This is a genomic window from Methylobacterium sp. J-077, assembly GCF_022829365.1.
In the GTDB taxonomy this organism is placed as follows: domain Bacteria; phylum Pseudomonadota; class Alphaproteobacteria; order Rhizobiales; family Beijerinckiaceae; genus Methylobacterium.
This window is the reverse complement of sequence record NZ_JAKSYJ010000122.1, coordinates 85179-92459: the sequence shown is the minus strand read 5'-3', so window position 1 is coordinate 92459 and position 7281 is coordinate 85179. Positions and strand designations below refer to the sequence as shown.

Annotated in this window: 6 protein-coding genes and 2 pseudogenes; 2 read left to right on the top strand and 6 right to left on the bottom strand. The window is 70.4% G+C overall.

What is annotated here, in order from left to right; genetic code table 11:
* Positions 1–80: 80 nt before the first annotated feature.
* From MKL11_RS15815 to MKL11_RS15795, 5 genes and pseudogenes are all read right to left on the bottom strand, one after another.
* Positions 81–1343 carry a PotD/PotF family extracellular solute-binding protein gene (locus MKL11_RS15815; protein WP_243945038.1) on the bottom strand — a complete coding sequence of 421 codons (1263 nt, stop codon included), beginning with the start codon at positions 1341–1343 and terminating at the stop codon, positions 81–83.
* A 16-nt stretch (positions 1344–1359) separates the two neighbouring features.
* On the bottom strand, positions 1360–2358 hold the full coding sequence (locus MKL11_RS15810) for an ABC transporter ATP-binding protein (RefSeq protein WP_243945035.1): 999 nt from the start codon (positions 2356–2358) through the stop codon (positions 1360–1362).
* Positions 2359–2624: 266 nt separating this feature from the next.
* Positions 2625–4052 (bottom strand): dihydropyrimidinase, encoded by a 1428-nt coding sequence (gene hydA, locus MKL11_RS15805; RefSeq protein ID WP_243945033.1) that lies wholly within the window; start codon positions 4050–4052, stop codon positions 2625–2627.
* 207 nt (positions 4053–4259) lie between these two features.
* Positions 4260–4685, bottom strand: a pseudogene (locus tag MKL11_RS15800) (helix-turn-helix domain-containing protein); the annotation flags it as partial.
* Between the two features lie 13 nt (positions 4686–4698).
* Positions 4699–5258 (bottom strand): annotated as a pseudogene (locus tag MKL11_RS15795) (isochorismatase family protein).
* 122 nt (positions 5259–5380) lie between these two features.
* Here MKL11_RS15795 and MKL11_RS15790 point away from each other — a divergent pair.
* Both MKL11_RS15790 and MKL11_RS15785 read left to right on the top strand, forming a co-directional pair.
* Positions 5381–6091 carry an SIR2 family NAD-dependent protein deacylase gene (locus tag MKL11_RS15790; protein WP_243945026.1) on the top strand — a complete coding sequence of 237 codons (711 nt, stop codon included), beginning with the start codon at positions 5381–5383 and terminating at the stop codon, positions 6089–6091.
* A 219-nt stretch (positions 6092–6310) separates the two neighbouring features.
* A complete protein-coding gene (locus MKL11_RS15785; protein ID WP_243945024.1) occupies positions 6311–6535 on the top strand; it encodes a hypothetical protein in 225 nt (74 codons plus the stop codon).
* Between the two features lie 339 nt (positions 6536–6874).
* On the opposite strand, the gene MKL11_RS15780 is transcribed toward MKL11_RS15785, so the two are convergent.
* Positions 6875–7270 (bottom strand): hypothetical protein, encoded by a 396-nt coding sequence (locus tag MKL11_RS15780; RefSeq protein ID WP_243945021.1) that lies wholly within the window; start codon positions 7268–7270, stop codon positions 6875–6877.
* Positions 7271–7281 lie beyond the last annotated feature (11 nt).

The following is a 7281-nucleotide window of genomic DNA, read 5'->3' as shown; positions in this document are numbered from 1 at the left end:
CCCTCCCCCGCAGAGGGGGGAGGGTGCCGGCTCTCGGGCTTGCCCGAGAGCCGGGGCGGAAAAGCGTGACGGCACGGCGCTCACGCGGCGATGAACTCGTTCCACTTGCGCACCATGTAGGTGTTCTCGTCCATCACGGCGTTCCAGCAGGCGACCGAGCCCATGCGCTGGTCGAAGGAGCCGCCGTCGCGGGTGGCGCCGGCCTTCTCGATCAGGGTGCCGTCGGGGCCCAATATGTCCTTCTCGGCGGGCTTGCCCTCCATCCAGAACGCCCATTCGTAGGGCTGCATGTTCGTTTGCGCGGTCCCCAGCACCGCGGAATAATAGCCCTGGCGGTTGAGGTAGGCCCCGGCCCAGCCGGACAGGAACCAGTTGACGAAGTCGTAGGCCGCGTCGAGCTTCCGGCCGCTCAGGGTCTTGGGGATGCCGAAGCCCGAGGCCCAGGCGCGGTAGCCCTCCTTCAGGGGCTGGTAGGTGCAGGGCACCCCCTGCGCGCGCACCTTGGTGACGGCGGGCGACCACATCGACTGGATCACCGTCTCGCCGGAGGCCATCAGGTTCACGGATTCGTTGAAATCCTGCCAGAAGGCCCGGAACTGGCCGGCGCGCTTGGCCTCGATCAGCAGCTTGATGGTGCGGTCGATCTCGGGCTTGGTCATGTTGCCCTTGTCCCCGTAGGTGTAGTCGCCGGTGGCCTCCACCACCATGGCGGCGTCCATGATGCCGATGGACGGGATGTTGAGGATCGCGGCGCGGCCCTTGAAGGCCGGGTTCAGCAGCTCCTTCCAGCTCGTCACCGGGATCTTGACCAGGTCCGGCCGGATGCCCAGCGTGTCGGCGTTGTAGACGGTGGGGATCAGCGAGATCCAACCGGTCTGTTCGCCGGCAAATTTCTTCGAGTCCTGGCCTTCGAGATAGAACACCTTCCTCGGCGCGGTGCCCTGGTCGCCGATCCTCTTGCCGGCCACCTCGCCCTTGGTGAACACGGACGAGATCTTGTCGGCCAGCGTGATCCGCTTGGCGTCCATGCCCTGGAGGTTGCCGGAAGGCAGGATCTTCTTGAGGCTGAAATACTCGGTGTCGACCAGGTCGAAGGAGTTCGGCTGGGTGACGACGCGCTTGGTCACCTCGTCGGTCACCACCGGGATGTACTCGATGGTGATGCCGAGATCCTCCTTCACCTTCTTCGCGATGTCGGCGGATTGGTTCACCGCGGTGCCGAGGTAGCGCAGCGTCACGGGCTCGGCCGCGTGCACGGCCGGGAAGCCGGTGACCGGCGTGGTCGCCAGGGCCGCGGCGCCCTTGAGCAGCGTGCGCCGGCTCGGCTTCGAGAACAGGTCCATGGTCGTCTCCGTCTGCTTACGCGTCGAGGCGGTGGGCTGCGCCGGCGTCCCAGCCGACCGGCACCGTGTCGCCCGGCCGGAGCGGGCGGGCCGCGAAGGCGGCATCGCTGAGCACCGCGGTCAGGGCGGCCGAGCTGTCGTCGGGCGCCCGCTCCAGCCCGTCGGCGTCGAGGCCGACATGGACGCTGGTGCCCTGGTACTCGACCGCGACCACCCGGGCCGGGAGCGCCTCCGGGCCGGCCTCGGCGCCGAGCCGCATCCGGTCGGCGCGCACGGCGATCATCCCGTCGGGCAGGCGGATCACGTTGTGGCCGCCGATGAACCGAGCCACGAACGCGGTGGCCGGGCGCTCGAACACGGTGCGCGGGTCGGCGGCCTGCTCGATCCGGCCGGCATTCATCACCACCACGAGGTCGGAGAGCGCCATCGCCTCCTCCTGGCTGTGGGTGACGTGGATGAAGGTCAGCCCGAGCTCGGTCTGGATCCGCTTCAGCTCGACCCGCATCCGCACCCGCAGGAACGGGTCCAGCGCCGAGAGCGGCTCGTCGAGCAGCAGCACCTTCGGGCCGGTGACGAGGGCGCGCGCCAGCGCCACCCGCTGCTGCTGCCCGCCCGAGAGCTGGGCCGGCAGGCGCCCGGCGAGGTGGCCCATCTGCACGAGGTCGAGCATCGCCATCGCCTTGGCCCGGCGCTCGGCCTTACTGATGCCGCGCATCCGCAGGCTGAAGGCGACGTTGTCCCGCGCGTCGAGATGCGGGAACAGGGCGTAGCTCTGGAACATCATGGCGGTGCCGCGCTCGACCGGCGCCGCGTCGCCCACCGCCCTCGGGCCGATCACCACGTCGCCCGCGCTGGCGCGCTCGTGGCCGCCGATCATCCGCAGCGTCGTGGTCTTGCCGCAGCCGGAGGGGCCGAGCAGGCAGCAATAGGCCCCGGACGGCACCTTCAGGTCGATGGCATCGACCGCGGTGGCCGCGCCGTAGCGCTTGGTCAGGCCGATCAGCTCGACATTCATGCGCGGCTCCCCCGGCTGCGGCTACAGGCGGCACATGTTCGAGGCACCGTCGTGCATGAAGCCCGCGACAGGCCCCCTCTCCCGTGCGGGAGAGGGCTGGGGTGAGGGATCAGGTCCATCCGGATACGTCGCATCCCTCACCATGTCCCTCTCCCGCACGGGAGAGGGGACCCGCGCCCGATCCGGCCGAGGATATGCCCGCGGCCCTGGTGCAACCTGATCGCTCCCAGCCTCAAACCGGGGAGCAAGGGCCGGGCCAGGGAGCGTCAGGCGCCCCGCCGCTCCGACGGATCGACCGCCCGGTCGAGCACCCGGCCGCGGCCCGGCTCGGACAGGACCTTGCCGTCCTCGGCGATCACCTGCCCGCCCGCGATGGTCATCACCGGCCAGCCGGTGACGTCAAACCCCTCCCAGGGGGTGTAGTCGGCGCCGTGGTGGAGGATCTCCTGGCGGATCGTCTCGCGCTTGTTCGGATCCCACAGGGTCAGGTCCGCGTCGAAGCCCGGGGCGATCGAGCCTTTGCGCGGATACAGGCCGTAGAGCTTGGCGTGGTTCGTCGCGGTCAGCGCCGCGAACTGGTTGAGGCTGATCCGCCCCTTCGAGACGCCTTCGGAGAAGAACACCGGCAGCCGTGTCTCGACCCCCGGGATGCCGTTCGGGATCCAGCGGAACGAGGATTTGCCGCGGGGGTTCAGCTTGCCCTGCGGGTCGTCGTAGCGGAACGGCGAGTGGTCCGAGGAGACCACGTCGAAGATCCCGCGCCGGATGCCGGACCAGACCGCCTCCTGGCTGGCCTCGTCCCGGGGCGGCGGCGAGCAGACGTATTTCGCCCCTGCCATCGGGTCGTCGAGGCCGAGGCCCTTCATGTGGTCGGCCGTCAGCGTCAGGTATTGCGGGCAGGTCTCGGCCCGGATCTTCAGGCCGCGCGCCTGCGCCCACGCGATCTGCTCGGTGGCCTCGCGGCCCGAGACGTGGACGATGACGATCGGCAGGTCGATCAGCTCGGCATGGCTGATCGCCCGGTGCGCGGCCTCGCGCTCGACCACCTCGGGCCGGGACAAAGCGTGGCCGTAGGGCTTGGTCTCCCCGGCCCGCTCCAGCCGGTCGCTGAGATAGCGGATCGCGTCGTAGCCCTCGGCGTGGACCATCACCCGGGCGCCCTGCCGCCGGGCGACGTGGAACACGTCGAGCAGCTGACGGTCGTTCAGCACCAGGTCGTCGTAGGTCATGAACACCTTGAACGAGGTGTAGCCGTCGGCGACCAGGGCCGGCAGCTCCTGGCCGAGCACCGCCTCGCTCGGGTCCGCGATGATCATGTGGATCGCCACGTCGACGTGGCACTGGCCCTCGGCCTTGGCGCGATAGGCGTCGACCGCGCCGCGCAGCGAGCCGCCCCGGGGCTGGACCGCGAAGGGCATCACGCAGGTGTTGCCACCGGCCGCCGCCGCCCGGGTGGCGCTGGCGAAATCGTCGGCCATGACGATGCCGGGGCCGGGATCCTGGGCGATGTGGACGTGGCTGTCGATGCCGCCGGGCAGGACCAGCAGCCCGGAGGCGTCGATCACCCGGGCGGCGTCGGCGATGCCCTCGGCGACCGCCACGATCCGCCCGCCGCGCACACCGACATCCGCCCGCACCGTGTCGCTCGCCGTGACCACCGTGCCGCCGCGGATCGCCAGGTCGTATTCGGGCATGACGCTCAACTCCTCCGCGCCCGCAGGCGCCTGTCGGGACGGGCGGATGCATCGTCCGCGCCGATTCTGACGGCGCGAGGAGGGCACAGCCATCCGGCGGGGTCCAGAGTGCGCACATCATGGGTTCCCGAAGGGCTCAGCCCTTTGGCAGGGGTTCGGGGGCAGGCCCCCCGAGAGACCAGGGCTCTGCCCTGCACCCGCGAAAGGTCACGGACCTTTCGAAACCGGGACCTTGGTTCGGAGACTCGATGGAGACTCGGCATGGAAAAGCCGCCAGACGCGGCGCATGTGCCGGGCCGAGCCGAAGCCCGCGCGGTCGGCGACCTGCTCCAGGGCGAGGTCGGTCTGGGCGATCAGGTCCCGGGCGAGCGCGATCCGGGCGCGGTTGACCGCGTCGGTCACGGTCATCCCGGCATGGATCCGGAACAGCCGGGCGAGGTTGCGCGGGCTCGCCCCGGCGAGGCGGCCGAGGGTGTCGGGCGACCAGTCGCGGGCAGGCTCGGCGGTGATCGCGTCCTGGGCGCGGTGCACCGCCGGATGCAGATGGCTGCGGCCTTCCAGCCAGGGCGAGAGCTGCGGGTCGTCGGGGCCGCGGCGCATATAGACCACCAGGGTCCGGGCCGCCGCCAGCGCCGCGCCGCCGCGCTCATGCGGCGACCGGAAGATCCCGGCCGTCGAGCGCCTGCTCCACCGTGGCGATGCGGGCGAAGCGGTCCACCAGGACCAGCTCGGTGCGCGCCTTGATGTCGTCCGGGCTGAAGCTGCGGCCGTCAGGGTGGGTCATCGCGAAGGTCAGCGTCGCCTCGGTGACGTAATCCACCTGCCAGCCGCTGTCGGAGGCGTGGCGGGTGGTGGTCTCGCAGCATTGCTCGGTGCGGATCCCGGACACGATCAGGCGCCGGATGCCGTGCTGCGTCAGCCAGCCGGCCAGCCCGGTATCGACCAGCGCGCTGTGCCGGCGCTTGTGGAACACGGCGGTCGGCGCGATCATGATCGGCTCCAGGGTGCGGACATGGCCGGACTCGACCGAGAACGGGCCCGTCTCGGCGACGTGGAACACCTGCAGCACCGGGATCGTGCGTGCGACCGCGCCGTCGATGAGCGCCTGCAGGCGTTCGGTGAAGAGCGGGACATCCGCCTCGCTCCAGACGGCCGGTGCCGGAAGGATTCCTGGACATCGATGACCAGCAGCGCAACATCGGACATTTCGTGCCTTCCGCTTGGTGGATCAGGCGGCAGGATCGCGCTCACGCTGGGAGCGCGAAAGAAACCGCGCAGCCAACCGGCGGACATTTCCGGCCAATCGGCCGACAGGCGGGGGATAGCGCATGGATGATCCGAAAAGAATCTTCGTGCTGACCGGGGCCGGGGTTTCGGCCGAGAGCGGCCTCGGCACGTTCCGCGACCGCGGCGGGATCTGGGCGCGGTTCGACCCGATGAAGCTCGCCACCCCCGAAGCCTATGCGGCCGATCCCGACACGGTGCTCGACTTCTACGACCATCGCCGCCGCGGCGTGGTCGCGGCCGCGCCCAATGCGGCGCATGCCGCCCTGACCCGGGCCGAGGCGCGGCTCGCCGCGCGGGGCGGCCACCTGTTCCTGTGCACGCAGAACGTCGACGACCTGCACGAGCGGGCGGGATCGCGCGCGGTGGTCCACATGCACGGCGAGTTGCTGAAGGCCCGCTGCACCGCCTGCGGGGCGGTCACGCCCTGGTGCGACGACCTGAGCCGGGCCTCGTGCTGCCCGGCCTGCGGCACGCTGGGGCGCATGCGGCCGGACGTGGTTTGGTTCGGCGAGATGCCGATGCATCTCGACGCGATCGAGGACGCGCTCGCCGCGGCCGACCTGTTCGTGGCCGTGGGCACATCGGGGGCGGTCTACCCGGCGGCGGGCTATGTCCGGCAGGCCCGGGCGCTCGACATTCCCACCTGCGAGATCAACCTGGAGCCGTCGGACAACGCTGAGGCCTTCGACGAGGCCCGCTACGGGCCGGCGAGCACGGCGCTGCCGCGGTTTCTGGCCGATCTCGATCTGTGACGCACGGAGCGGCTGCAACACCTTGCCGGCGAAGAGATTTTTGATTCGGAGTCGCGCGCCCCGGCACAGGACCAGAGTCTTAAATAACGCGAATCACGTCCGCGCGAGCTGTCAAGAACTGTTCGGAGAGTTGCCCACCGGTTACAACGGCCAAGCTCGGGTTCGGCGTCGCGGCCCGCCCGAGCGTTCGTTGAAGCCACAAGGGGAAGACAAAGACCCATGCAGCACTTCACCGTAACCGACCGCGAGCGCGACACCGTCCTGGCGGCTCTGCGCTATTACCAGTTCTACCGGATGCAGGGTCATCCGTTCGACCCCCGCCAGGACCACCTGATCGACACCATCGCGGGCCGGGCCGGGGATGCCCTGGACCTCACGGAGATCGACGACCTCTGCGCCGGCCTGAACGGCAATCCGCACGCGCTCGCCGCCGCGGCCGCCTGAGGCCGCATCGCGGGGCGGGTTTTTTCCGCCCCCGACCGCCCCGGTCGCCGGGGATAGACCCCTTCGAGACGAGCGAAACCGCCGCCGGAGGGGGCACGATTCTCGCGGACCTCGGGAATCTACCCGTTGCCGAACCAGGCACGGGTCCCCTCTCCCGATCGGGCGAGGGACAGGGTGAGGGGCAGGTGCCGCCGGAGAGGTCGCACCCCTCACCCCAACCCTCTCCCGCACGGGAGAGGGGGAAAGTCGTGCCTTACAAGTCTAGATCTGGGAAGACCGGAGCCCGTAAGCGGAGCCGCCCTGGGCCTGCGCTGGACTTGCACCCCGACTTCCAGCGCCTCAGGGCGCCTTCTTCAGCTGGCTCTCGGCGCGGGCGACGCCTGCCTCGCAGGCTGTGGCATCACCCTTGGAATCGGCCGTGCGCGCCTCGTCCAGTGCGACCTTGGCCTGCTGCGCGGCATCCGCGCCCTCGCCGGCCTGGGCCGACTTCTCCGGCGGGGCCTGGGGCGATTCCTCGGCGCGCCGGCCCTCGGTGCCGGTCATGCCCTCGCCGCCGCGCTTGGCGGCGTTGCCCTGGCCGCTGGTCGAGGCCGAGATCGAGGCGGTCGCCTCCGACGTCACCCGCTTGGACAGTGTGTCGATCTTGTCCGAGCACGGGGAGGCGAGCACCGGGGCCGCCATCAGGATCAGGGCCAGGGGCACCGTGACGGAAACCGTGAAGGCGGGACGCATCATCGTGTCGAACT